This is a genomic window from Actinomyces sp. HMT897 (assembly GCF_016626125.1).
Classification (GTDB): domain Bacteria; phylum Actinomycetota; class Actinomycetes; order Actinomycetales; family Actinomycetaceae; genus Actinomyces.
Genome location: NZ_CP067336.1, coordinates 3,044,857 through 3,070,130, shown reverse-complemented (window position 1 = coordinate 3,070,130; position 25,274 = coordinate 3,044,857). Strand labels below are relative to the sequence as shown.

General features: G+C 73.9%; 20 protein-coding genes. 6 read left to right on the top strand and 14 right to left on the bottom strand.

The window, feature by feature from the left end:
- Positions 1-308: 308 nt before the first annotated feature.
- Positions 309-2,483, bottom strand: a complete 2,175-nt coding sequence (locus JJJ15_RS11935) for an alpha-galactosidase (RefSeq protein ID WP_200512071.1) — start codon at positions 2,481-2,483, stop codon at positions 309-311.
- A gap of 160 nt (positions 2,484-2,643) precedes the next feature.
- Here JJJ15_RS11935 and JJJ15_RS13315 point away from each other — a divergent pair, with 160 nt between their 5' ends.
- From JJJ15_RS13315 to gcvH, 3 genes are all read left to right on the top strand, one after another.
- Complete coding sequence (locus JJJ15_RS13315) at positions 2,644-6,009, top strand: beta-eliminating lyase-related protein (protein ID WP_246742065.1); 3,366 nt, start codon at positions 2,644-2,646, stop codon at positions 6,007-6,009.
- Between the two features lie 15 nt (positions 6,010-6,024).
- Positions 6,025-7,311, top strand: a complete 1,287-nt coding sequence (locus tag JJJ15_RS11920; protein ID WP_200510890.1) for a glycine cleavage system aminomethyltransferase GcvT — start codon at positions 6,025-6,027, stop codon at positions 7,309-7,311.
- Positions 7,312-7,427: 116 nt separating this feature from the next.
- On the top strand, positions 7,428-7,826 hold the full coding sequence (gene gcvH / locus JJJ15_RS11915; RefSeq protein WP_200510889.1) for a glycine cleavage system protein GcvH: 399 nt from the start codon (positions 7,428-7,430) through the stop codon (positions 7,824-7,826).
- 82 nt (positions 7,827-7,908) lie between these two features.
- Here gcvH and JJJ15_RS11910 read toward each other — a convergent pair whose 3' ends face one another.
- The 4 genes from JJJ15_RS11910 to JJJ15_RS11895 form a co-directional block, all read right to left on the bottom strand.
- Positions 7,909-8,490 (bottom strand): NAD(P)H-dependent oxidoreductase, encoded by a 582-nt coding sequence (locus JJJ15_RS11910; protein WP_200510888.1) that lies wholly within the window; start codon positions 8,488-8,490, stop codon positions 7,909-7,911.
- Positions 8,487-9,059, bottom strand: coding sequence for a TetR/AcrR family transcriptional regulator (locus JJJ15_RS11905; RefSeq protein WP_200510887.1), 573 nt, complete (start codon positions 9,057-9,059; stop codon positions 8,487-8,489). Before JJJ15_RS11905 ends, JJJ15_RS11910 begins: the two co-directional genes overlap by 4 nt.
- A gap of 105 nt (positions 9,060-9,164) precedes the next feature.
- Positions 9,165-11,720 carry an FtsX-like permease family protein gene (locus JJJ15_RS11900; protein ID WP_200510886.1) on the bottom strand — a complete coding sequence of 852 codons (2,556 nt, stop codon included), beginning with the start codon at positions 11,718-11,720 and terminating at the stop codon, positions 9,165-9,167.
- Complete coding sequence (locus JJJ15_RS11895) at positions 11,717-12,415, bottom strand: ABC transporter ATP-binding protein (protein ID WP_200510885.1); 699 nt, start codon at positions 12,413-12,415, stop codon at positions 11,717-11,719. The genes JJJ15_RS11900 and JJJ15_RS11895 overlap by 4 nt, the downstream gene beginning before the upstream one ends.
- A 304-nt stretch (positions 12,416-12,719) precedes the next feature.
- Here JJJ15_RS11895 and JJJ15_RS11890 point away from each other — a divergent pair, with 304 nt between their 5' ends.
- Positions 12,720-13,193, top strand: a complete 474-nt coding sequence (locus tag JJJ15_RS11890; RefSeq protein ID WP_200510884.1) for an RpiB/LacA/LacB family sugar-phosphate isomerase — start codon at positions 12,720-12,722, stop codon at positions 13,191-13,193.
- Positions 13,194-13,239: 46 nt separating this feature from the next.
- Here JJJ15_RS11890 and JJJ15_RS11885 read toward each other — a convergent pair whose 3' ends face one another.
- Positions 13,240-14,964: a formate--tetrahydrofolate ligase gene (locus JJJ15_RS11885; protein WP_200510883.1), complete on the bottom strand. Its 1,725-nt coding sequence runs from the start codon at positions 14,962-14,964 to the stop codon at positions 13,240-13,242.
- 155 nt (positions 14,965-15,119) lie between these two features.
- Between JJJ15_RS11885 and JJJ15_RS11880 the strand changes: the two genes are divergently transcribed.
- Positions 15,120-16,412, top strand: a complete 1,293-nt coding sequence (locus JJJ15_RS11880) for a hypothetical protein (RefSeq protein ID WP_200510882.1) — start codon at positions 15,120-15,122, stop codon at positions 16,410-16,412.
- A 134-nt stretch (positions 16,413-16,546) separates the two neighbouring features.
- On the opposite strand, the gene JJJ15_RS11875 is transcribed toward JJJ15_RS11880, so the two are convergent.
- From JJJ15_RS11875 to pgsA, 6 genes are all read right to left on the bottom strand, one after another.
- Positions 16,547-17,047: a regulatory protein RecX gene (locus JJJ15_RS11875; RefSeq protein WP_200510881.1), complete on the bottom strand. Its 501-nt coding sequence runs from the start codon at positions 17,045-17,047 to the stop codon at positions 16,547-16,549.
- Positions 17,047-18,261, bottom strand: coding sequence for a recombinase RecA (recA, locus tag JJJ15_RS11870; RefSeq protein WP_200510880.1), 1,215 nt, complete (start codon positions 18,259-18,261; stop codon positions 17,047-17,049). Before recA ends, JJJ15_RS11875 begins: the two co-directional genes overlap by 1 nt.
- Before the next feature lie 268 nt (positions 18,262-18,529).
- Positions 18,530-18,775, bottom strand: coding sequence for a DUF3046 domain-containing protein (locus tag JJJ15_RS11865; protein ID WP_200510879.1), 246 nt, complete (start codon positions 18,773-18,775; stop codon positions 18,530-18,532).
- A gap of 82 nt (positions 18,776-18,857) precedes the next feature.
- Positions 18,858-19,274, bottom strand: coding sequence for a helix-turn-helix transcriptional regulator (locus JJJ15_RS11860; RefSeq protein WP_174714737.1), 417 nt, complete (start codon positions 19,272-19,274; stop codon positions 18,858-18,860).
- Positions 19,275-19,423: 149 nt separating this feature from the next.
- Entirely contained in the window at positions 19,424-19,939 is a 516-nt protein-coding gene (locus JJJ15_RS11855; protein ID WP_200510878.1) for a CinA family protein, read from the bottom strand.
- Entirely contained in the window at positions 19,926-20,513 is a 588-nt protein-coding gene (gene pgsA, locus JJJ15_RS11850) for a CDP-diacylglycerol--glycerol-3-phosphate 3-phosphatidyltransferase (protein WP_246742063.1), read from the bottom strand. The genes JJJ15_RS11855 and pgsA overlap by 14 nt, the downstream gene beginning before the upstream one ends.
- A gap of 156 nt (positions 20,514-20,669) precedes the next feature.
- Here pgsA and JJJ15_RS11845 point away from each other — a divergent pair, with 156 nt between their 5' ends.
- The gene (locus JJJ15_RS11845; protein ID WP_200510877.1) at positions 20,670-21,584 is read left to right on the top strand and encodes a restriction endonuclease; all 915 of its coding nucleotides are present in this window, start codon (positions 20,670-20,672) and stop codon (positions 21,582-21,584) included.
- Positions 21,585-21,713: 129 nt separating this feature from the next.
- Here JJJ15_RS11845 and infB read toward each other — a convergent pair whose 3' ends face one another.
- Together infB and JJJ15_RS11835 are read right to left on the bottom strand one after the other, a co-directional pair.
- Positions 21,714-24,815 carry a translation initiation factor IF-2 gene (infB, locus tag JJJ15_RS11840; protein ID WP_200510876.1) on the bottom strand — a complete coding sequence of 1,034 codons (3,102 nt, stop codon included), beginning with the start codon at positions 24,813-24,815 and terminating at the stop codon, positions 21,714-21,716.
- A 71-nt stretch (positions 24,816-24,886) separates the two neighbouring features.
- Positions 24,887-25,237, bottom strand: coding sequence for a YlxR family protein (locus JJJ15_RS11835; protein ID WP_106108820.1), 351 nt, complete (start codon positions 25,235-25,237; stop codon positions 24,887-24,889).
- Positions 25,238-25,274 lie beyond the last annotated feature (37 nt).

The following is a 25,274-nucleotide window of genomic DNA, read 5'->3' as shown; positions in this document are numbered from 1 at the left end:
TTGGTTGTGCCGCCGGACGGTGGGTGCCGAGAGACGTTGGGGAGCGTCAGTGACCGTCACCCGCTGGAAGCCGGGACGCGGACCAGGGACCGCGACCGAGCGCTCGGCGAGGGAGGGCCCCGCCCGCCGACATGGGAAACGGCCGGGCGACCTCGTGCGACAGGCCCGACCCGGGTGATCCATCCCGGGCCGGGCCTTCTCGCACCCCGGGAGCAGGGCCCGGGGCCGCGCGGACAAGGGCCTCAGCCGCTGCCGACCCTCTGAGACAGAGGGTCCGGGACCGCGCGCGGACAGGGCCAGCCAGGGTCTCAGTCCACGGCGGTGGCGCGCACCAGCACCAGGTGGTCGGGGTGGAGCACCGGCAGGGCCAGGCCCGTGGTGGACAGGTAGGAGCCGGGCAGGGTGACGCCGTCGGCCATCCACCCGGCCGGCAGCCCCAGGTCGGGGTAGGCGGGGGCGGCCAGCTCCACCCGGTAGCGGCGTCGGGGGGCCAGCCCGGGCAGCGGGCGGGGGGCCGTGGGCCAGGCAGGCAGCTGCCCCAGGCAGGCGATCTCGTAGACGGCCTGGGAACCGTCGGCGGCCACCACGCCCTCAATGCGCAGCGCGTCGTCGTCGGGCAGGTCCGCGTGGACGGTCAGGCCCGAGTGCAGCAGGCCCCGCAGCTCCTTGTGCAGGGCGATGACCGCGGCCAGGCGCTCGCGGGTGGGCTTATCCGCCGTGGTCAGGTCCCACTCCACGCCCATGTGCCCCCACAGGGCGGTCCCGGCCCGGAATCCCAGGTCGAGGTGGCGCAGCGTGGTGTGGGCCCGACCGGCGCCCACGTGGGTGCCCACGAGCTCGGGGGGCAGCAGGAGGGTGGTGCCGCGCTGGATGTCCTGGCGGTCGTGGGCGTCAATGGAGTCCGAGGCCCACACGCGCTGGGTACGCTCCATAATGCCCAGGTCGATCCGGCCGCCACCGCCCGCGCAGGACTCGACCTCCAGGCCGGGGAGGCGCTCGTGGAGGGCGTCCAGGAGACGGTAGAGGGCCAGGGTCTGGTCGTGGACGGCCGCGCCCCCGTGGTGGCCGGACGTGGGGCGGGCCGTCACGTGGCCGACGGCCACCAGCGGGGAGTTGTGGTCCCACTTGAGGTAGTCGATGCCGTAGCGACCGACCAGGTCGCAGACGGAGTCGAGCAGGTACTCCCAGGCGCCGGGCGCGCACAGGTCCAGCACCCGCTGGTGGCGGTGCTCGGGTGCCCCGCCGGCGCCGTCGGAGAGGATCCAGTCGGGGTGGGCCCGGGCGAGCCCGGAGTCGAGGTTGACCATCTCGGGCTCCACCCACAGCCCGAACTCCATGCCCAGGGAGTGGACGTGGTCCACCAGGGGTCCCAGGCCGTCCGGCCAGGCCTCGGCGGAGACCTGCCAGTCCCCCAGGCCGGAGGTGTCGTCGCGCCGGGAGCCGAACCAGCCGTCGTCCAGGACGTAGCGCTCAATGCCGACCTGCGCGGCGGCGTCGGCCAGCGCCTTGAGCTTGCCCAGGTCGTGGTCGAAGTAGACGGCCTCCCAGGTGTTGAGCAGGACCGGTCGGGGGCGGGAGGGGTGGGAGGGCAGGGAGCGCAGCCAGGCGTGGGAGCGGTGGGCCAGGGCGTCCAGGCCCTCGCCCCAGGAGAAGACGGCCCACGGGGAGGTGTAGGAGCCGCCGGGGCCCAGGAGGACCTCACCGCCCTGGAGGAGCTCCCCGGCGCCCACGAGCTTGCGCCCCTGGGGCGGGTTGAGGACGAGGGAGCGCGTGCCGCCGCTCCAGGCCAGGTGCACCCCGTGGACGGTGCCGGACCGCCAGCCGAAGCCGCTGCGTCCGGCGGCCAGCCAGGTGGTGGCGTCGTGGCCGGGGCGCCCCTCCCAGGACTCACGCAGGTGGGTGCCGGCGGTCAGGGCGTGGCGCTGCAGGCCGCGCTCGCGCAGGTGGTGGCCGGACATGCCGAGGATCTCGTCGGCGGCGTCGGGCAGGGGCAGGTAGGGGGTGACCTCGTCGACGAACAGCCCCGGGGCGAGGTCCTCGCGGCCGGTCGCGTCGTTGCGGACGGTGGCGCGCACGCGCACCAGGCCGGAGGGCTCCAGGCGGATCTCGCACTCAACGGTGACGCCGTGGACGGCGTCGGTGCCGGTGGAGGTGAGGGTGCGCGCGGTACCGGCGCCGGTCTCCTGACCCGCCTCGTGGGTGACGGCCCCGGGGTGGAAGGAGAAGGCGGTGCCGTCGCAGCGGTGCAGGACGACGGCGGGGCGGGCGGACCAGCCCAGGGAGGCCAGGGGCAGCACCGGCAGGTCGTTGAGCATCCAGGCGGTGTTGGAGCCCAGCGTGGTGCGGGAGGCGTCCGCCGCGTCAGTGAGGTCCGCGCCGTCGACGTCACCCAGGTCGGCGCCCCAGTGCCGGACCACGGGGAAGCGGTCGGGGAGGGTGTCCAGGACCAGGGATGTGCCGGCACTGCGCAGGTGGAGGGTCATCGTCGTCTCTTCCAGGACCGGACCCGGGGCCGGGTCCACGTTATTTACGGTATAAAATTAAGTCCGCCAGCGCTCCTGTGTCAACCACCGACGGGGCGGCGACGCACCGCGCCCGTACCCCGGTCAGGTGCCGGCTTGCCCCTATGATGGGCCCCTCATTATGAGTCCCTCGGAGGTTTCCATGGCCCGACGACGTGCCCCCGCCCCTGCCCGCTTCGTCTCCCGTCACGTCGGCCCCAGCGCGCAGGACACCAGCCGGATGCTGTCCGTGCTGGGGCTGGGCAGCCTGGAGGAGCTGGCCGACGCCCTCGTGCCCGGCGGACTGCCCGCCCTGCCCCCGCCGCCAGCCGGCACGCCCTCACCCGCCCTGGACGAGGCCGGGGTCCTGGCGGCCCTGCGCGGCTACGCCGCCGACAACGACCCGCACGTGGAGATGATCGGCGCCGGGTACTACCCCGCCCACACCCCGGCCGTCATCGCCCGCGACGTGCTGTCCAACCCCGCGTGGACCACCTCCTACACGCCCTACCAGGCCGAGATCAGCCAGGGGCGCCTGGAGGCCCAGCTACTGTTCCAGACGGTGGTCAGCGACCTCACCGGCCTGCCCGTGGCCTGCGCCTCCCTGCTGGACGAGGCCACCGCCGTGACCGAGGCCATGATGCTGATGGTGCGCGCCCAGGGGCGTCAGGGCAAGAATCTCCCGGTCCTGCTGGATCTGGACCTGCACCCCCAGTGCGTCCAGATGGCCGTGTCCCGGGCCTACCAGCTGGACCTGCCGGTCATCTTCGCCGACCTCACCGGCATGCTCAACAACTCGATGATGGGCATCGCCAACGACCCCCTGGCCGGGGTCGTGCTGGCGCAGGCCTCCACCCGCGGCGCCCTGCACGACCTGAGACCCCTGGTCGAGTCCGTCCACGCGCGCGGCGGCCTGGTGGCCGTGGACGTGGACCCGCTGGCCGCCACGCTCCTGACCCCGCCCGGGGAGCTGGGGGCGGACATCGCCGTCGGCTCGGCCCAGCGCCTGGGGGCGCCCCTGTTCTACGGCGGCCCGCACGCGGGCTTCATGTCCGTGACCACCGCCCTGACGCGCCAGCTCCCGGGGCGGATCGTGGGCGTGTCACGGGACCGCGACGGCGCCCCCGCCCTGCGCCTGGCCCTCCAGACCCGCGAGCAGCACATCCGCCGTCAGAAGGCCACCTCCAACATCTGCACCGCCCAGGCCCTCATGGCGGTCGTCTCCGCCATGTACTGCGTCCACCACGGCCCCGAGGGGCTGACCGCCATCGCCACGCGGATCCACGAGCAGGCCGCCGACCTGGCCTCCCGGCTGGAGGCGGCCGGCCTGACCCTGGAGCACCGGGACTTCTTCGACACCCTGTCCGTGTACGTCCCCCAGGGGGCGGCCTGGGCCGTGGCCCGGGCCGCCGACCGCGGCGTGAACATCCGCCACCTGGACACCAAGCACGTGGGGATCTCCATCAACGAGCTGACCACCACCGCCCACCTGGACGCCGTGGTGTCCGCCCTGACCGACACGGACTCACCGAAGGCGAAGCAGGCGGGTCCTGGTCACCAGGGACACCACGACACGGCCAGCTCGCCGAAGGCAGGGGCCAGGCGGCCGGTCCGCCCACGCACCAGCCAGGACACAGCCAGCTCAGCAGAGTCTATGTGGGGGGCAGCGATGCCCGCAAATCCTGATCCTGTATGGACAGCGATATCTTCCGTATGTCGTCCAGTGAGCGTCCCAGGCACGGCCAGCTCGCCGAAGGCGGAGCCCAGGCAGCCGGTCCGCCCAGGCATCAGCCTGGACACAGCCGGCTCAGCAGGGGCAGAGGCGCCCAGGGAACCGGGAGCGCCCGTCCGGACGAGCATCGGGACAGCCGCCTGGCTCCTGGACTGGACGCCCGGCTGGAGACGCGCCAAGGCGGCCGCCGGCCCAGTCGACACCGACGACACCGACGGCTCCCCCGCCGACGCCTTCCCCCTGCCCGCGGACCTGCGCCGCACCAGCAGCTTCCTGACCCACCCGGTCTTCCACGCCCACCGCTGCGAGGCCTCCCTCACCCGCTACCTGCGCACCCTGGCGGACCGCGACCTGGCCCTGGACCGCACCATGGTGCCCCTGGGGTCGTGCACCCTCAAGCTCAACGCCGCCGTCGAGTCCGCCACCTGGCTCGACCCCGCCCTGGCGGGCATCCACCCCCTGGCCCCGGCGTCCCAGACCCGCGGCTGGCGCCGTCTCCTGGCCGACCTGAGCCAGCGCCTGGCCCGGGTGACCGGCTACGACCGGGTCAGCCTCCAGCCGGCCTCCGGGGCCCAGGGAGAGCTCGCCGGGCTCCTGGCCATCCGCGGCTACCTGGAGGCCCGCGGCCAGGGTGAGCGGGACGTGTGCCTCGTCCCTGCCTCGGCCCACGGCACCAACGCCGCCTCGGCCGCGGCCGCGGGCCTGCGGGTGGTCGCGGTGGGGACCGCCCCGGACGGGTCCGTTGACGTGGCCGACCTGGAGGCCAGGCTCGCGGCCCACGCGGGCCGGGTGGCCGCCATTATGCTCACCTACCCCTCCACGCACGGGGTCTTCGAGAAGCAGGTGCGCCACGTGACCGACCTGGTCCACGCCGCCGGGGGCCAGGTCTACATCGACGGGGCCAACCTCAACGCCCTGTGCGGCCTGCTGCGCCCCGGGGACCTGGGCGGTGACGTCAGCCACCTCAACCTGCACAAGACCTTCGCCCTCCCCCACGGCGGCGGGGGGCCGGGGGTGGGGCCGGTGGCGGCCAAGGCGCACCTGGTCCCCTACCTGCCCGCCGGGCACAACGAGTCGACGGCCCCCGAGGAGGGCGACCCGGACGCGGGCTTCTACGGGGACCCGGTGGCCGGGGCGCGCTTCGGCTCGGCGGGGCTCGCGCCCCTGTCCTGGGCCTACCTGGCGCTCATGGACGACGCCGACCTGCGCCGCGCCACCCTGGGCGCCGTCGCCGCCGCGAACTACCTCTCACGGCGCCTGGCGGAGGCCTACCCCACGCTGTACACCGGGCCCGGCGGCCTGGTGGCCCACGAGTGCGTCCTGGACCTGCGGGAGCTGACCCGGGACACCGGGGTCACGGCCGAGGACGTGGCCAAGCGCCTCATCGACCTCGGCTTCCACGCCCCCACCCTGTCCTTCCCGGTGGTCGGGACCCTCATGGTCGAGCCCACCGAGTCCGAGCCCCTGGAGGAGCTGGACCGGTTCGTGGCGGCCATGACCACCATCCGCGCCGAGATCGACGACGTGGCCGCCGGGCGGATCGCCCTGGAGGACTCCCCGCTGCGCCTGGCCCCGCACACGCTGGCCCAGGTGACCGCCGAGGAGTGGACCCGCTCCTACCCGCGCACCCAGGGGGCCTGGCCCGGGACCACGAGCGCGGCCCGGCGCACACGCTACTTCCCGCCGGTGACCCGCGTCGACAACGCCTGGGGCGACCGCCACCTGGTGTGCACCTACCCGACCCCGCAGGAACTCCCTGACACCTCCGTCTCCTGAAAGGAAGGACCGACCATGACCTCCTCCCCGGCCCTGCGGCGCACGCCCCTGCACGAGGTCCACGTGTCCCTGGGCGCCTCCTTCACCGACTTCGGCGGCTGGGACATGCCCCTGCGCTACGCCTCGGACCTGGCCGAGCACCGGGCGGTGCGCACCGCCGCCGGGCTCTTCGACCTGTCCCACATGGGGGAGGTGTGGGTACGCGGCCCCCAGGCGGGCGCGGCCCTGGACCACGCGCTGACGGGCCGGGCTGGCACCCTCGGCGTGGGGCGGGCCCGCTACATGATGATCGTGGACACGGGCGGCGGCGTGCTGGACGACCTCATTGTCTACCGGGTCTGTGAGGAGCGGTACCTGGTGGTGCCCAACGCCGGCAACCGCGAGCGGGTGGCGGCCGCCCTGGCCGAGCGGGTGGCGGGCTTTCAGGCGCAGGTGGAGGACGTGAGCGACCACACTGCGCTCCTGGCCGTCCAGGGGCCCCGTGCCGTCGAGGTCCTCTCGCAGGTGGTCGATTCCGGGGTGGCCTCGCCCGCGGCCCTGCGGCCGGTGCCCCCCGACGCGGCCCGCCAGGCGGCCTCCCCCACCTCCCGGGGCTGCGGGGAGGCGGACGTGCTGTGCGGGGGCGAGCTGCTGGCGCGCCTGCGCTACTACGCCGTCGCCCGGGCCACGGCGGCGGGGCACCGGGTCCTGCTGGCCCGCACCGGCTACACCGGTGAGGACGGCTTTGAGATCTTCTGCGCCGGCGAGGACGCCGTGGACCTGTGGGAGGTCGTGACCCGCGCGGCCGCGGCCCTGCCCGGGGTAGAGGCCGGGGACACGACGCTGCCGGCGTTGACCCCCTGCGGCCTGGCGGCGCGCGACTCCCTGCGCCTGGAGGCGGGGATGGCCCTGTACGGCCACGAGCTCAGCGAGGAGGTCACCCCCCTGGACGCGGGCCTGGCCGGGGTGGTCAAGCTCGGCCCGGAGGACCCGGACTTCGTGGGCCGCCCGGCCCTGGCCGAGCGCTCGGGGCGTGACGGGCAGGCGGGGACCTGGACGCTCGTGGCCCTGCGCGGCCAGGGGCGGCGGGCGGCCCGGGCGGGGTGCACGGTCCTGGGCCCGGACGGGCAGGAGGTCGGGGAGGTGACCAGCGGCCTGCTCTCCCCCACGCTGGGCTACCCGATCGCCCTGGCCCGCCTGCGTCCCTGCGGGCCCGCGCCCGCGGGCACCTGGCCGGTGGGCACGCGCCTGAGCGTGGACGTGCGCGGCCGGGGCCTGCCCATGGAGGTCGTCACCCCGCCCTTCTACCGGCGCCCCCGCTAGGCGCCCGCCGGTACGCGGCCTCGCCCGCCGGTAGCGGCCGGGTCCGCCCTGGTTCTGGGGCGGGCGAGCATCGCCCGCCACCTGGTTCACCGTCCCCGATCCGAGAGGAACCGATCATGCCCAAGCAGCCTGTCATGCCCGGCCTGCGCTACTCACCAGAGCACGAGTGGCTCGACTCCTCCCGCCCCGCCCGGGTGGGGGTGAGCGCCGTGGCCACCGACGCCCTGGGCGAGGTGGTCTACGTGGACCTGCCCGAGGTCGGCAGCGAGGTGGTCGCCGGGGAGCCCTGCGGCGAGCTGGAGTCCACCAAGGCGGTCTCGGACCTCTACTCCCCCGTCTCCGGCACGGTGGTGGAGGTCAACGGGGCGGTCGTGGACGACCCGGCCCTGGTCAACGCCGACCCCTACGCGGCCTGGCTGTTCACCGTGGAGGTGAGCGGGGAGGGGGAGCTGCTCAGCGCCCAGGAGTACGCCGAGCGCTTCGGTGCCGAGGTCCTCTCTAGGCCCCCGGCCTGATCCTGTCCTGTCCCGGCCCCCGCGCCCTCGTACGGGCCTGACGCGCGGTCGGGCCCGTACGCGCCCGGCGGGGGCACCCGCCTCACCCGACGGCGAGGCGGGCCACCCGCTCCAGGTGGCGCCGGACGCGCTCCGGGCCGCCTGAGCCGACCCGCCCGTAGTTGACCCAGCGGCGGTGACGGATACCCAGCTGCCTGAGGGTGGCCCCTACGAGGGTCCGTCTGACGGCGTTGCCCCGGGCGAGGCGCAGGTACCAGGTGGGTGAGGTGGAGGTGGTCAGGACGATGGCCTCCTCCACGTGCCCCAGGCGTCCCCGGATCCCCCTGCCGGTGGGCACGTAGGCCCACTGCTGCTTCATGACCTTGTCGATAAAGCCCTTGAGGACGGCGGGGACGTCGTTCCACCACACGGGGGCGATGACGACCAGGCGGGTGGCGCGTTCCACGAGCCCCTGGTAGCGGGTGACCAGCGGGTCGTTGGTGCCGCCGGAGCGGAAGAGCGCGAGCTCGGCGGCGTCGTAGCGGGGGTCGAAGCCGTCGGCCAGGAGGTCGATGACGTCGTAGGGCCGACCGGCGGCGTCCAGGGCGCTGGTGACGGCCTCTAGGATCGCGTGGTTGAGTGATCCGGTCCAGGGATGGGCGTAGACAATGAGTGTGTGGGTCACGGTCTCTTTCCTATCGTGGTAAAGGCTTTCATAGTCTGCCGCAGGAGGTCGGTGTCGTAGGTGGCCGCCCCGGTGGCGACGAGCCGGGAGTAGCCCTGGATAAAGGCCCACAGGACGGTGAACAGGGTCGTCGCGTCAAGGTCGTGGCGTGCCGCCATCCGGGCGACCTCACCGCGCACCAGGTCCAGGAGGGGGTAGCGGCCCGTCCCGTCCAGGGCCGCCAGGGCGGCGGGGCTGAACAGGAGGAGGTCCAGGAGGCGGGGGTGCTCCTGGGCCATGGTCACCAGGAGCCGGGCCACGCCCAGGAGGGAGTCCTGGGGGTCAGGGCGCAGGCGGGCCCGTGCCCGGCGGCCGACCTGCGCGGACAGGGCAAGGAGCGCGGCGGCAAGGAGGTGCTCCCTGTCCGGGAAGTGCTTGTAGCAGGCGGGGGGCGAGATCCCGCAGGCCCTGGCGACCGCGGAGAGGCTGAGCCGGTCCCACCCGACCTCGTCGACGCGCTCCACCGCGGCGGACACGAGCCGTTCGCGGGTGTCCGTGGTCCGCCTGTCCCCACCCTCCGACCTGGTCACACACTTAGGTTATGTTCATTAACCTACTTTGGCAAGCCGTCCGGACGCGCCGGTGCCGGCGCGCTGGCACTGAATGCACCTGGCACCGACGCGCCCGGGACGGGCTCACTCGCGCGCCATGGCCTCCACCGGGCTGATGCGCGAGGCCCCCGCCGCGGGCACCGCGCTGGCCAGGGCGGCCACCACGAGGGTCGCGACGGCCAGCAGCACCACCTGCCCCCAGGGCACCGTCACCTGGGTGCCCAGGCCTCCCGCCAGGGCCAGGACCGCGTGCGACCCCAGAGTGCCCAGGCCCGTTCCCGCCGCGAGCCCCAGGAGCAGGGAGGTCAGGGCCAGGACCACGCCCTCGGTCATGACGACCCCGCAGACCTGGGAGCGGGACATGCCCACGGCGCGCAGGACGGCCAGCTCACGGCGCCGCTCGGCGACCCCCAGCCCCAGGACGTTGACCAGGCCCACCACGCACACCAGCAGGGAGACCGCCAGGAGGCCCATGACGGCCGTGAGGACCTGGCCCAAGGTCTTCTCCGCGCTCACGCGCTCAGCCAGGCCCCCGCCGACCTGCATGTCGGGGTCGATCCTCAGCAGCGCGGCCTGGGCGCGCTGGAACTCGCCCCCGGACATGCCGTCCACCGTGCGCAGCCACACGGCGCAGGTGGGCGCCTCCTGGGCCACCCGGACGGGCAGGTCCGAGAGCGCCACCCGGACCTGGTCGGCCCCCAGGGTGCGGGAGGCCAGGGTGCTCACGGGCAGGCTCAGGGTGGTGCCCGACCCCAGGGTGAGACTGAGGCGGCTCCGCCCCGCCCACGGGCTGGTGGCGTCCACCAGGGCGCTGCCGGCACCGACCTGGTCCGTGGGGCGCCGGGTGACACCGGCCCACTGCCCGGGGTCCACGGCCGTGAGCTGCACCGGGGAGGCCGTGACGCCGTCGGCGTCGGTGGCCCTCAGGCAGCGCATGGGGGCGGAGGCGCTCACCCCGGCCACGGACTCGATCTGGGAGACCTGGCTGGCCGTCCACCCCGCCTCGGCGTCGGTGTGCACCACGACGTCCACGGGGCGGCGCCGGTCGATCTCCGCACCCACCGACGCGCGCATGGAGGCGGCCCCCACCAGGGTGGCGGTGACCAGGACGACGCCCACGAGCATCATGGCCCCGGTGGCCCCGGCCCGCCCCCCGGAGCGGCGCAGGCCCAGGGCGCCCTGGTGCCCGGCCTCCCAGCGTCCCAGGAGGCGCGCCACGAGGGTGCCGGTGGCGGGGGTCGCGCGGGTCATGGCGACCACGAGCGCCACCAGCAGGGCCACCCCGCCGGCGAGCGTCGCGAGCAGGCTGGACGCGCCGCCGCCCGCCTCCTGCCCGTGGGAGGCGGCGCCCCAGGCGACCAGGGCCGCCCCCAGGACCACCAGGAGGGCCGTGAGCCCCCAGGTCAACAGGCTGCGACGACGGGTGCGCGGACCCTGGGCTCCCCCGGCCCCCGCCAGGACGGCCATGGGGCTGGTGCGGGCGGCGGCCGAGACGGCCCGCAGGGAGGCCAGGACGCAGACCACGACGGCTAGCACCAGCGCCGAGGCCGCGGAGGCGGGGGTCACGGTCCCCAGAGCCTCACCGGCGTCATGGCAGATACCGGTGGTCGTGAGGAGCACCATGACCGCTGGCAGGGACAGGAGCAGGCCGAGCACCCCGGAGGCGAGCCCGACCAGGGCGGACTCCACCACCAGGAGGCGGCGCACCTGCCCCGTGGTGGCGCCCGTGCAGCGCAGGAGGCCGGTCTGGCGGGTGCGGCGGCGCAGGGTCACCTGGGAGGTCGTCGAGACGATCGCCACGGACAGGAGCACCGCGATCATGGCGAAGACGAGGAGGACCTGGCTGCTGGAGTCCGCGTTCTGGGTGGTCCGGGCGACGGCGTCCTGACGCGCCTGCTCACCGGTGAGGACCTGCGCGGCACCCAGGTCGTAGGTGCGGGAGGGATCCTGCGGGTCGGCCACCGTGCCCGCTGCGGCCAGGGCGTCCCCCACGGCCCGGGCCAGGGCGGGGGCCTGGTCGGGATCCTGGGCGCTCAGGAGCACCGTGGAGCCCTCGGCGCCGTCCTCCAGGCCGCTGACACCGCGTCCGGCACCCAGCCCCTGGGACTCCAGGAGGCCGACGACCTCCAGGGTCTGGGGGGCCTTCCCGCCGACGGGGTCGGTCAGGGTCAGGCTGGTGCCGACCCCCGCCCCCAGGGCCTGGGCGGTGTCCGCCTCCAGGGCCACCTGGGCCCTGCCGGCCACGGGCCAGGCCCCGGCGGTCAGGCGGTCGTAGCGCAGGGGCTCGGGCAGGACGGGCCCGAAGACGACGTTGACCTCGTTGCCGTCGGCGCGCACGCGCCGGTAGGACAGGGAGTCGGCGGCGGCCGCACCGACCCCCGGGACGTCGGCGACCACCTTCAGCAGGGCCCCGGCGGGAGGGCAGGGGCCCTGCTGCGCGTCGCACCCGATAACGACGTCGGCGGTGCTCAGGGGCCGGGCGCTGCTGTCCTCCACCGCCCGGCTGAGCCCGCCGGCCAGGGCCAGGACCACCACGACGAAGGCCGTCGACAGGCCCACGGCCAGGGCGGTGGCGGCCTGGGAGCGCCAGGAGTGGCGCACGTTGTCCCAGGCGAGCCAGGTCAGTCCCGCCCCCCTCATGAGCGGGCCTCCCGGTCCTCCACCACGCGGCCGTCACGGATGACGACGACGCGGTCCCCGGCGGCCGCGGCGTCAGCGTCGTGGGTGACCATGAGGACGGTCTGCCCGGCGTCGGCGGTGGAGCGCAGGAGGGTCAGGACCTCCTGGCTGGCGGCGGAGTCCAGGTTGCCGGTGGGCTCGTCGGCCACCAGGAGGGCGGGGGCCGCGATGAGGGCGCGGGCGATGGCCACGCGCTGGGCCTGCCCGCCGGAGAGGGTGGCCGGCAGGCGGCCCAGGAGCCCGTCCACGCCCAGGCGCCCGGTGAGCTCGCGGAGGCGGTCCTCGTCCACCTTCTGGCCCGCCAGGCGCAGGGGCATGGTGATATTGGTGCGTACCGTGTGGGTGGGCAGGAGGTTGAAGGACTGGAAGACGAAGCCGATGCGGCGGCGACGCAGCTCGGTCAGGGCCCGGTCCCTCATGCCCACCATCTGGACGCCCTCCAGGGTGACCGAGCCGGAGGTGGGCCGGTCCATGCCGGACAGGCAGTGCACGAGGGTGGACTTGCCTGACCCGGAGGGTCCCATAATGGAGGTGAAGGTACCGGGGAGGACATCCAGGTCCACCCCCTTGAGGGCCTCGACGCGCGCCGGGCCGGTGCCGTAGGTGCGGCTCAGGGATCTGGCGGACAGGATGGGCGGGGTGGGTTCGGCCGTCATGGCTGCTTCCTTCGGGGACGTGTGGGTGGCGACGCGGTGCGCGCCGTCACCTGCCAGGCTAGGAACCGCCGTCCTGAGGGGGATCCGCCCTCGCGCCGATCCTGCCCGCGGGCACGCTCCCTCCCCGGGAGGAGCCCTCTCCTCCTACCGGACGCCCCCGGCCACCGCCGCGGGCAGGACCGCCCCCGTAGCGCAGGTAGGCGTCCAGGGGTTAGGGCACCGCCTGGCGGGGCCGGAACCAGAGGCGGGCCGGGGCCGTCTCATACGCCGCCCCCGCACGGTAGTGTGATGTTAGACTCATCATATGCGTATTGCACTTGCCAGTGACCACGCGGGCTTCCCGCTCAAGAGAGAGATCGCGGCGTGGCTGGAGTCCCAGGGCCACACCACCGAGGACTTCGGCACACCGGACACCCGGCCCGCCGACCTGTCCGACCACGTCTACCCCGCCGCCCTGGCCGTGGCCCGGGGCCAGGCCGACCGGGGCGTCTTCGTCGACGGGGTGGGCTACGGCTCGGCCCTGATCGCCAACCGGGTGCGCGGGCTGACGGCGGTGGTGTGCCAGGACCCCTTCTGCGCCCGGCTCGCCCGGGAGCACACCGACTCCAACGTGCTGTGCCTGGGAGGCAAGATCATCGGCTCGGCGATCGCCCTGGAGATCGTCCGGGTGTGGATGACCACCGGCTTCCTGGACCAGCCCAAGTACCGCAGGCGGGTGGACAAGGTCGAGCAGATCAGCAACCGGCACCTGGTGGCCCTGGAGGACCTGGACCTCTAGCCGCCGGCCAGTGCACCGGCCCGGACGGGGGCCCGCGGCCGCGCCCTCAGCGCAGGCCCAGGATCTGGCCGGTGGACACGTCCAGGTCCACTCTCTCGGCGGCGGGGTGGCTGGGCAGGCCGGGCATGGTGGACAGGGCCCCGCACACGGCGTAGACGTAGCCCGCGCCAGCGGCCAGCCGCACCTCGCGCACGGGCAGGCGCCAGCCGGTGGGGGCGCCGGGGACCTTGGGGTCGGCGGACAGCGACAGGGGCGTCTTGGCCACCAGCACCGCCAGGGCGCCGTAGCCGCCCTCCTCGTAGGCGTCAATGAGGCGGGAGGCGGCGGGGGCGTAGTCCACCCCGTCGGCCCCGTACATGGCGGCGACCTTGCCGATCTTGGTGCGCAGGTCGTCGTCGGCCTGGTACAGGGGCCGCAGGACGGGTGAGGCGGCGGCGCAGGCGTCGGCCAGGGCGTCGGCCAGCTCCAGGCAGCCGGCGCCCCCGGCCCCCACGGGGTCGACGGGTACCGCCCGCACCCCGGCCCGGGTGGCGATGCGCACCACCTCGGCGACCTCGCTGTCGTGGTCGGTGGGGAAGACGTTGACGGCCACCACCGGCTCGACGCCGAAACCTCGCACGATCTCCAGGTGCCTGAGGAGGTTGGCGGCCCCGGCCCGCACGTCCTGGACGCTCTGGGCGCGCATGGCCTCCGGCAGGTCCCTGCCCGCGGCCAGGTGGTAGCGCCCGCAGTGGGCCTTCAGGGCCCGTACGGTGACCACCACGACGGCGGCCCGGGGCACCAGGCCGGAGACGGCGCACTTGAGGTCGAAGAGGCGCTCGGCGCCCATGTCCGCCCCGAAGCCGGCCTCGGTCAGCACGTAGCCCCCGCCGCGGGCGGCCACGAGGTCGGCGACGACCGAGGAGCAGCCGGTGGCGATATTGCCGAAGGGCCCGGTGTGCACCAGCACGGGGGTGCCCTCGGTGGTGCGCAGGAGGTTGGGGGCCAGGGCGTCGCGCAGGAGCGCCGCCATGGCCCCGGCGGCACCCAGGTCCTCGGCGGTGACCCAGCCCCCTGAGGTGGTGCGGCCCACCACAATGCGGCCCAGGCGGGCGCGCAGGTCGGCCAGGGAGGTGGCCAGGGACAGGATGACCATGACCTCGCTGGCGGGGGTGATGTCGAAGGAGGCCTGACGGGTGACGCCGTCGGCCCGGGCCCCCAGGCCGGTGACCACGTGACGCAGGGCGCGGTCGTTGACGTCCAGGACCCGGGGCCAGGTGATGGAGCGCTCATCGATCCCCAGGGCGTTGCCGTGGTGGAGGTGGTTGTCGACCATGGCGCTCAGCAGGTTGTGGGCGGCCGTGACGGCGTGGAAGTCCCCGGTCAGGTGCAGGTTCATGCGCTCGGCGGGGAGGACCTGGCTGGCCCCGCCGCCGGACGCCCCTCCCTTGACGCCGAAGGTGGGGCCCATGGCGCCCTGGCGCAGGGTCAGGGTGGCCCGCTCGCCCCGGCGGGCCAGGGCCTGGGCCAGGCCGATGGCGGTGGTGGTCTTGCCCTCACCGAAGGGCGTGGGGGTGATGGCGGTCACGACCACGTAGTGCAGGTCGGGGCGGACCGCTCCCTGGTCGGCGGGATCCTGCGGGGTGCCCGGGTCCAGGGCGGCCAGGTCGATCTTGGCCACGTCGCGTCCGTAGGGGATGACGTGCTCGGCGGCGACACCGACCCGGGCGGCCAGTGCGGCCAGGTCCACGGCGGGGCAGAGGGCGCGGGCGGGGACGTCCGGGGCAGTCATGGGGCAGATCCTACCGGCCCGCCCCGCCGCGGTCCCGGCGTCCCTGGCCGGCGCCGTCGTGGGCCCGGGGCGCCGGACACGCCGACCGCCGGCCAGCTCACCGGCAGGAGCCGTTATGATCACATGACCACTGCCCTCGTCATCCTGGAGGTCTCATGACACGCCGTCGTTACCTGACCAGCCTGGTGGTGGCCTCACTGGCCCTGGGGGCCTGCTCCAGCTCCCCCTCGGACCCCGACCCCGGGGCGATCACCACCAGCGGGGCCGACGCCCAGGCCAGCACGCCTGCGCCGGCCACCACCACCCCACCGGTAGGGACCGTCGAGCCGCCCGCCCAGATCCGGGGCCTGGGCACCCTCGGGCTGAGCCGGGCCACCATGAGCGTGCGGGTCGAGCCCGGCCTGACCAACTACGACGAGCACGGCCTGACCTACGTCGAGCCGCGCACGGATCCCGCGGCCGACCTGGTGGTCCACCACGTCCACTGGGACGGGACCCCGGGGTGGGACGCCACCGTCCCCGTGCCCACCGGGGAGGGGACCTACACCCCGCGCATGAGCTACGACGACGCGGCCGGGGTGGTGGCCTACTGGTTCACCACCGACACGTGGGACGCCTCCGACACCGGGGCCGGCCGCAGACCGCACACGCTGAGCAGCCCCGTCCACTGGTTCGACGTGGCCACGGGCCAGGGAGAGGCGGTCACGGTCCCCACCACCGAGGAGCAGACGGCCTCCTCCCACACCACCCTGGTGGGGGCCCGCGTCCTGAACGCCCAGGGCGGCTTCACCGCCGCGAGCACCCTGGACCTGACCCACACCCTGTCCACCGCCCGCGGGCTCGAGCTCTTCCCGGGCAGCGACGTGACCACGGTGCAGACCGACTTCTCCTGGCACGGCAACTACATGACCGTGACCTCCACCGCGGACGACGAGGCGCAGCGGACCCTGCACATGAACACCTCCGCGGTCCTGGACGCGGACCAGGACTCCAGGTTCTGGGCGGTGCCTGAGCGCGTCCTGGCCCTGGTCCCGGGTGAGGGCCGCCTGGTGTCGGTCACGGAGACCGGGGCCCAGGACCTGGACCTGGGCGGCTGCCCGGTCTCCTTCACCCAGGGCGCCACCGGCGGCAGCGGCAACGGGTACGCCTTCATGGGACAGCTGCTGGTCAGGCCCGACGGCACCACCCAGTGCCTGGCCTCCCAGGCCGCCGGGCCCCAGGAGCAGGTCTCCGGGGTGCTCGCGGACGGCAGCGTGGTGCTCACCAGCCCGGCGGACGGGGGCGGTGCCACCTCCCGCATTATGGGGCCCGACGGCACCACCCGGGCCGACACCACCTCCGTCAGCGGCTTTGGCGCCTACGGCGCCCACCTGGTCTTCACCACCACCGACGACGCCGGGGCCACCACGGTCACCGCCTTCAGCGAGAAGGACCTGCACCTGGGCTGAGCCCGCCCCTCCCCCGCGAGAACGGTACTTGTTCGTCGTGAGAACGGTACTTGTTCGTCGTGAGAACGGTACTTATTCACCGTGAGAACGGTACTTATTCACCGTGAGAACGGGCGGGGCGGCCGCGTTCCGCCTCAGTCGGGGTCGGCACCTGCCAGCACGGCGTCCACCGTGGAGCGCACGGTCTCGGCGTCGTAGCCCCTGCGCCCCAGGAAGGCCACCAGGCGACGGCGCTGGACGTCCTGCCCCAGGTGGGTCATGGTACGCATCCTCCTGCGGGCCAGGCCCAGGGCGGCCTGGCGCTCCTGGTCGGCCCCGATCTGGTCCAGGGCGGCGGCAATGTGCCCCTCCCCCAGGCCCTTGCGGCGCAGCTCCTCGGCGATCCCCCGACGTGCCGTCCCCTTCTCGGCGAAACGGGTGCGGGCCAGCATGGCGGCGTAGGCGGCGTCGTCCAGGACCCCGGCAGCCTCCAGACGGTCCAGGGCCTCGGCGGCCACCTGGGGGTCGACCTGCCGACGCTCCAGGAGGCCGACCAGGGCGGCACGGGGCGCGGGCCCCCGGTCGAGGCGGCGCAGGACGATCTCCCGGGCCGCCTCCAGGGCCTCGGTATGGGCGTCCGGAGTCAGCCAGGCCATTAGAACCCGCTCGAGTCCTCACCGAAGATGGTGTCCGTCTCCTCGGTCGTGGCGCCCTCGGCCTTGTCCTCGTCCTTGGGCTCCTTGGCGGCCTTGGCGCTCTTGCGCCCGCGCCCACGGGCCGGCTTGGGGCTGCCCGCGGCCTCGGGGCTCGGGGTGGCCGCTGCGGCGACGGCGGCCTCGGCCTCCTCCCTGGCCCGGCGCCCGGGCTCCCCGATCCCCAGGGCGGCGAGGATCTTGTCCTCGATCTCCCTGGCCAGCTCGGGGTTGTCCTTGAGGAAGTTCCTGGAGTTCTCCTTGCCCTGGCCCAGCTGGTCGGTCCCGTAGGTGAACCAGGCCCCGGACTTGCGGATAATGCCGTTGTCCACCCCCAGGTCCAGCAGACCGCCCTCACGGGAAATCCCCTGGCCGTAGAGGATATCGAACTCGGCCTGCTTGAAGGGCGGGGCCATCTTGTTCTTGACCACCTTGGCCTTGGTGCGGTTGCCCACCGGCTGGTCCCCGTCCTTGAGGGTCTGGGTGCGGCGCACGTCAATGCGCACCGAGGCGTAGAACTTCAGGGCCTTGCCGCCGGTGGTGGTCTCCGGGGAGCCGAAGAAGACCCCGATCTTCTCACGGAGCTGGTTGATGAAGATGGCGGTGGTGCCGGTAGCCGACAGGGCCCCGGTGATCTTGCGCAGGGCCTGGCTCATGAGGCGGGCCTGGAGGCCCACGTGGGAGTCGCCCATCTCGCCCTCGATCTCCGCCTTGGGCACCAGGGCCGCCACGGAGTCGATGACGATAATGTCCAGCCCGCCGGAGCGGATGAGCATGTCGGCGATCTCCAGGGCCTGCTCGCCGGTGTCGGGCTGGGAGACCAGGAGGTTGTCAATGTCCACGCCCAGGGCCTTGGCGTAGACCGGGTCCAGGGCGTGCTCGGCGTCGATGAAGGCGGCGTTGCCCCCGGCCTTCTGGGCGTTGGCCACGGCGTGGAGGGCCACGGTGGTCTTCCCGGAGGACTCCGGCCCGAAGATCTCCACCACGCGCCCACGCGGGAGCCCGCCGATACCCAGGGCGATGTCCAGGGCGGTGGAGCCGGTGGGGATGACGGCCACCGGTGGGCGGGACTCGTCCCCCAGGCGCATGATCGAGCCCTTGCCGAAGGACTTGTCGATCTGGGCCAGGGCGGTGGCCAGGGCCTTGGAACGGTCCTGGGTCTGGGTTGCAGCTGCCATGGTGGTACCTCGGGTTCTCGGGCGGCTCGCGGCCGCGTGGACAGGGCTGGTCCGTGGGCTGAGTTCCCCTCTCCGGGGCTCAGTGACGACGGTATGCCGGACCACCGACACGTTTCACGACCCGCTAACCTGTCCTGTGGACACGGCGGGCGGTGCCGTCGTCTGTGGACCACAGTAGCCGAACACGTGTTCGAAAGCGAGCTGGCGCCACGCCGCCCCGCCCGCAGGCGCACCCGCGCACCCGCCCGTCGCGCGTCCCGGCGGGTCCTCAGCGCCCCCGGTGCCCCCGGTGCCCCCGGTCGCGCGGGTCGACCCGGAAGACCCAGCGCTGGGCCTGGGTCACCTGCATCTCGTCGCACAGGGCGGACCACACCAGCCCCGGGCTCGTCCCGGCCTCAAGGGCCGCCGCGCAGGTGGCCCCCAGGGCGGGGACCACCAGGTCCTGGACCAGGCTGCGGCCGTAGGCCGGGCCGAAGACCGTCTCCACCGAGCGCCAGAACTCTGAGTGCCTCATCGCCTCCCCCTTGTATAGGGACGCACCGGCCCCCAGGACGCCGTGGCGCCCCGGGGGCCGGAGCTGGTCGGAAACGTGCCGCTCAGCGCAGGCTGGCGCCCTGCTGGCGGATGAGCTCGTCGGGGACGGTGTCGGGGACGGCCACGCCCTCGGTCAGGGCGATGCGGTCGGAGACCTCACGCAGCACCACGCTCAGAGGAGCGTCCAGGGCCTGGCAGATGGAGGCCAGGAGCTCGGAGGAGGCCTCCTTCTGGCCCCGCTCCACCTCGGAGAGGTAGCCCAGGGAGACACGTGCCTGCGAGGAGACCTCACGTAGCGTGCGCCCCTGGTGCTGTCGTACAGAACGGAGGACCTCGCCGATCTCCCGGCGTAGCAGGACGGTCTCGTTCTTAGGGGTCGTGTCCATCGCACCGTACCCCGCCGCGGATGCCTGACGCATCGACGCCCGGGAGGCCGGACGTGCGGGGCGGGGGGTGCGGGGGTGAGTCGCGTTGTTCATCATTGGCCACAACCAATCCGTTGGTCTGTTCATTCCCGCTGCGCCCTGACGTGTCGGCAGGGCTCGGCGTTGGGCAGAGTGTGACAGCCGAGCCTGGGAGAAACCTTGATGTCGCGTGGACAGGTCCCGTGTGCCCAGGACCTCCGTCATCAGGTTGTGTCCTGCGTCTCCATCTTCTCCAGGGCCCGGATCTGCGCCAGGGCCAGGCGCAGGACCGCCGTCGCACTAGCCTGGCGCACCCCCAGGCGCCCCAGGCGGTCCCCCTCCAGGCGCAGCGCGTCCACCACGCTCCCCCACGGGCCCCAGGCGGCCACGTAGACCTCGCCGGGTGGGTGTCCGCCGGAGGGCCCGGGCCCGGCCACGCCGGTGGTCGCCAGGCCGACGTCGGCCCCCAGCACCCGGGCCACGCCCCGGGCCATCTGCCGGGCCACCTCGTCGTCCACCGGCCCGGTAGCCTCCAGGCGCTCCTGGCTGACCCCCAGGACCTGCGCCTTGAGACGGGTGGCGTAGCAGACCACGGCGCCCACCAGGACCGCGGAGGCCCCCGGCTCCCCCACCAGCGCGGAGGAGACCATGCCCCCGGTCAGGGACTCGGCCACGGCCACCGTCAGCCCCCGCCGGCCCGCTGAGGCCAGCAGGTCCCGGGCGGCCTCAGCGGGCGTCACGCGAGATCCTCACCGCGTCACGCACGTAGTCCAGGCCGGTGACCACGGTCACCACGGTGGCGGCGGCGACAATGGCGTAGGCCAGGTACAGCAGCACCTGGGCCGCGCCGGTGGGCAGGACGGCGCCCCAGGGGACGAGCAGGCCCGTCAGCCCCAGGATCTGCAGGAAGGTCTTGAGCTTGCCCCCGCGGGAGGCCGCCATGACGGCACGGCGCAGCATGACGAAGCGCAGGAGCGTGATACCCAGCTCGCGTACCACCACCAGGGCGGTGACCCACCACCACAGGTCGCCGGTCATGGACAGCAGCACGAAGGCGGACAGCGTCAGGGCCTTGTCGGCAATGGGGTCGGCGATCTTGCCGAAGCTCGTCACGAGGTTGCGGCTGCGGGCCAGCTGGCCGTCAAGGCGGTCGGTGGCGGCGGCGAGCATAAAGACCAGCGCCGCCGCCATCCGGGGACCCTGGCCCTCGCGGAGCATGAGGACGACGAAGACCGGCACCATGACGAGCCTCAGCACTGTCAGGGCGTTGGCGATATTGAGCAGGGGCGCCTTCGGAGCCTGGGTCGTGGTCACCCGCCCAGCCTAGCGGGGGTCCGGTACCGAGCCAGGTCACGGCCACTGTGCCACGGGCTATATCATACGTGAGGCGGTCCACGCCGACGTGAGAGACCGCTAAGACACAGGAAACAGCTCAGGGAGTCCTTCATGGACCTTAACTATTTTCTCAGTATGACGCAGGAGCAGGCTATTGACCTGGGAGTGCGCGCGCTCGCGGTGATCACCGTGCTCACGGTGGCCTGGCAGGTCCTCCGGTACGTCTACCGCGGCTACCTGCGCTCCCGGGCCAGCGCGGATCTCGGGGTCGCCCTGGGCCGCCGGTTCAGGGTCAGGCGCTCACGTCCCTACCGCCAGACCGGGGCCTTCACCCTCGCCTACCCCCGGTGGCGCTACGCGAACAAGGACGCCACCAGGGACCGGCGCCGCAGTGACAACCGCGTCATCAGGCGGCAGTCCGTGCTGGAGGTGCACCGTTGGCGCATCCTGTGCGGCAGCGTCTTCGTCATGTACGACCTCGTCCTGCGCCTGCGCGCGGCGGGCGTCCCCGTGGAGCGGTCCGACCACGAGCAGGTCAAGGCCAGGGTGACGGGGTCACGGGCCGCGGCCCAGGCCAGCGCCACGAGCATTGACGGCCTCCTCGCCTCCTTCTCCACCCGCCCCACCGACTTTGAGCCCTTCTGCGCGGATCTCTTCCGGGCCCACGGTTTCCAGGCCGAGGTCACCCCGCCCTCACGCGACGGGGGCATTGACCTCAGGCTCTGGAAGGACGGCCTGAGCTACATTGTGGAGTGCAAGTGCTATGACCGCTCCCACACAGTGGGGCGCCCCGTCGTCCAGAAGCTCCGGGGGGCCAACACCGTGGAGGGGGCTGACCGCATGATGGTGGTGACGACGAGCCGCTTCACGCGCGACGCCGTCACCTACGCCCAGCAGGCAGGCGTGCAGCTCGTGGACGGCGAGCACCTGGTCCGGCTGTGCCACGAGGCCTGGGGCACGAGCCTGCCGGCGGCACCCGACGTCGCGCTGACCCGTGAGGAGATCCTCACCGGCTTCCCCCGGGACATGCCAGCGCGCTACCTCGTCTGAGCCCGCCGGTCCGGCCGCACCGTGCCGGGGGCCCGGCGAGGATGTCCGGCGAGGAGGCCTGGCGCCAGGACCCCTCAGGGCCCCGGCGCCAGGACGACGGGCAGGGGCCGGGCCCCTGCCCGTCGGGTGCTACTCGCGCGGCTTCTCGCGCATCTCCCAGGTCTCAATGACGTCGCCCTCGGCAATGTCCTTGAAGCCCAGGTTGATACCGCACTCGTAGCCCTCGCGGACCTCGGTGACGTCGTCCTTCTCACGGCGCAGGGTCTCAATGGTGAGGTCCCCGGACAGCACGACGCCGTCGCGCACCAGGCGCGCCTTGGCGCCGCGCCGGATCGTGCCGGAGCGCACGATGGAGCCCGCGATCGCCCCGTACTTCGAGGAGCGGAAGATCTGGCGGATCTCGGCGCTGCCGAGCTCGACCTCCTCGTAGACGGGCTTGAGCATGCCCTTCATGGCGGACTCGACGTCCTCGATGGCCTGGTAGATCACCGAGTAGAACTTCATGTCCACGCCCTCGCGGTCGGCGATCTCCGAGACGCGCTCGGCGGGCCGGACGTTGAAGCCGATAATGACGGCGGAGTCCACCGTGGCCAGGTTGACGTCGTTCTGCGTGATCGCACCCACCCCGCGGTGGATGACGCGCAGCGCCACCTCCTCGCCCACGTCGATCTTGAGCAGGGAGTCCTCCAGGGCCTCGACCGCACCGGAGGAGTCCCCCTTGAGGATGAGGTTGAGGGTGTCGACCTTGCCCGCCTTGAGGACGTCGCTGAGGTTCTCCAGGCTCACGCGCTTGCGGCGCCTGGCCAGCAGGGCGGCACGCTCGGCGGCCTCACGCCTGTCGGCGATCTGGCGGGCCGTGCGGTCGTCGGGGGCCACGATCAGGGAGTCCCCGGCGCTGGGCACGCTGGTCAGGCCCAGGACCAGGGCGGGCCGGGCCGGGCCCGCCTCGGTGAGGGTCTCGCCGTGCTCGTCGAACATGGCGCGCACGCGCCCGTAGGCGCTGCCGGCCACGATCGGGTCGCCCACGTGCAGGGTGCCGCGCTGGACCAGGACGGTGGTCACGGCGCCTCGGCCCCGGTCGAGCTTGGCCTCGATGGTCACGCCGCGGGCGTCGGTGTCGGGGTTGGCCCGCAGGTCCAGGGCGGCGTCCGCGGTCAGCAGGACGGCCTCCAGCAGCCCGTCGATATTGGTGCGCTGCTTGGCGGAGATGTCCACGAACATGGTGTCGCCGCCGTACTCCTCGGGCACCAGGCCGTACTCGGTGAGCTGGCCGCGGATCTTCTCCGGGTTGGCGCCCTCCTTGTCGATCTTGTTGACCGCCACCACGATCGGCACCCCGGCCGCCTGGGCGTGGTTGAGGGCCTCCACCGTCTGGGGCATGACGCCGTCGTCGGCGGCCACCACGAGGATGGCGATGTCGGTGACCTCGGCACCACGAGCACGCATGGCCGTGAAGGCCTCGTGGCCGGGGGTGTCGATAAAGGTGATCGGCCGCTCCTCGTCGTTCAGGTGCACGCGCACCTGGTAGGCGCCGATGGACTGGGTAATGCCCCCGGCCTCGCCGGCCACGACGTCGGTGGAGCGGATGGCGTCCAGCAGCTTGGTCTTGCCGTGGTCCACGTGGCCCATGACGGTGACCACGGGCGGGCGCGGACGCAGCTCGGAGTCGTCCTCCTCGGCCTCCTCGGCCTCCAGGTCGATGTCGAAGGACTCCAGCAGCTCGCGGTCCTCGTCCTCAGGGGAGACGATCTGGACGTCGTAGCCCAACTCGGCGCCCAGGAGGGCGAAGGTGTCCTCGTCCAGGGACTGGGTGGCCGTGGCCATCTCCCCCAGGTGGAACAGGACGGTGACCAGGGCGGCGGGGTTGGCGTTGATCTTCTCCGCCAGGTCGGTCAGCGTGGCGCCCTGGCGCACGCGCACCGGCGTGGAGCCGTCACCGCGCGGGACGATGACGCCGCCGATCGACGGCGCGCTCTGCTGCTCGAACTCCTGGCGCTTGGTCCGCTTGGACTTGCGTCCCCGCGGGGCGCCGCCGCCGCGACCGAAGGCGCCCTGGGTGGAGCCGCGCCCACCGCGGCCGCGACCGCCGCCGAAGCCGCCGGGACGGCCGGTGCCGGCACCCTGGCCGCCGGTGCCCGGGCGGCCGCCGCGACCGCCGCCGCGACCCCCGGGGGCGCTCCGGGCGGGCGCCCCCGGACGACCGATGGAGGACTGCCCGGGCATCATCCCCGGGTTGGGGCGAGGCCCGCCGGGACGGGGCCCGGGACGCGGGCCGCCCGCAGGACGAGGTCCGCCCGCGCCCGCGGGACGGGGGGCGCCGGGGCGGGGACCACCCGGGCGCGGTGCCCCTGAGCCACCCGGACGGGGACCGCCGGAGCCACCGGGACGCGGTGCCCCCGAGCCGCCGGGACGCGGTGCGGTGGGGCGAGGGGCGCCGGGGCGCGGTGCCCCAGAGCCGCCCGGACGGGGCATGCCCTGGGAGGAGGCGAAGGGGTTGTTGCCGGGCCTCGGGGCACCGGAGCGGCCACCAGGACGCGGTGCGGTGGGGCGGGGGGCGCCGGGGCGCGGTGCCCCAGAGCCGCCCGGACGGGGAGCGGCGGAGCGCTCGTGACCGCCCTGGCGTCCGCCCTCACCACGCCCACGGCCGCGCTCGCCCGAGCGGGGCATGCCCTGGGAGGGGGCGAAGGGGTTGTTGCCGGGCCTCGGGGCGCCGGAACGGCCGCCGGGACGCGGGCCGGAGGGCTTGGGGGCCGCGGGCCGGGGCCCCGGGACCGGGGCGGCGTGCGGCTTGGGGGCCGACGGCGTGGCAGGAGCCTCCCGACGGGTCCTGGGAGGCTCGGGGGCGGCTGAGAAGGCCGGGCCGGAGGGCTTGGGGGCCGCGGGCCGGGGCCCGGGGGTGGGCCGGGCGGGCGCAGAGGGCCTGGGGGCCGCAGGAGCCTTGTGGGCGGCCGGGGGCGCCGGGGTCGGGTGCGCCGTCGGCGCTGAGGGCTTGGGGCCGGGCCGGGCGGCGGGCCTGGAGGGCCGCGGGGTCGGCTTGGGGGCGGCGTCGGTCCGGGCCTGGGCACCGAAGTGCTCGCGGACACGCCTGGCGACGGGCGGCTCGACGGCGGAGGAGGCCGCCTTGACGAACTCGCCCTGGTCCTTGAGCCAGGTGAGGATCACCTTGGAGGTGACCTTCTTGCCAGTGGGGTCGAGCTCCTTGGCGAGCTCATGAACACGTGGTTTTGCCACTTTTCTCCTGTCCGGTTGACCCACCCCCGGACAGGGGTGGGTGCTTCTAGAGGCAGCTCATCGCTGGGTACTCATCGGGTGCCCATCGGCTTCCTACCCGCCTTCGTGCTCGATGGTCCGGCCGTGGGGGCCGGGGGTGCGTCCGGGGCCGAGGCCGCCTGCGCAGCCAGGTGCTCCCGGACGGGGGCCACATCGGGTGACCCGCTGAGGCGCAGCGCACGCCCGAAGGCACGCCGCCGCTCGGCGAGGCTGACGCAGGCCGGATCGGGATGGATCCAGGCGCCCCGCCCGGGCATACGTGCCCGGGAGTCCACCACCAGGTCGCCGTCGGTGGACGCTACAACGCGCAGGAGCTGCGCACGTGGGGCCGCGGTACGGCAGCCGACGCAGGTGCGAGTGGGCTCGTGCGTGGTGGCAGCCACCAAGTCCCCTTAGTCCTCTCGCTCGTCGGGCTACCTC